We start from the raw sequence: 368 nt of genomic DNA, 5'->3' as shown, positions 1-368 counted from the left end.
TATGAACCGGATGGACCAGCAAAAAGCTACCAGCGTATTGTAACGAGCGCATTTACCGGAGAAGACAGAGTAAAAAATGTTTTAAAAGATTTCAAAGAAAAAACTGGATTGGAAGCTAGCTATGAATTAGTTGGTGAAAAAGAAGATTCGAAGTATAGAATTGTAACACAATCGATATTAGATGAATCAAAACTAAACACTGGATTGAAGTATTTTCATGATAACAACTGGGGGGCAACAGCCCAAAAAACCGGCGAAACAGGGTATGAAAAGTTTAGGATTGTAACCAATCCAACATTAGATGATTCAGAGATTAAAGCAGGCTTAAAATTCTTCACAGATCGAGGCTGGGGAGCATCGGCTCAAAA

At 37.8% G+C, this 368-nt stretch carries 1 protein-coding gene; it reads left to right on the top strand.

The window, feature by feature from the left end:
- A partial coding sequence (locus QMZ64_RS23070; protein WP_301441640.1) for a hypothetical protein occupies positions 1-368 on the top strand: 368 nt, incomplete at both ends.

Origin of the sequence: Bacillus sp. LB7, from assembly GCF_030449715.1 — a bacterium.
Taxonomy (GTDB): domain Bacteria; phylum Bacillota; class Bacilli; order Bacillales; family Bacillaceae; genus Bacillus; species Bacillus paralicheniformis.
The sequence above is the reverse complement of the archived record's forward strand: the minus strand, read 5'-3'. Positions and strand labels throughout refer to the sequence as shown.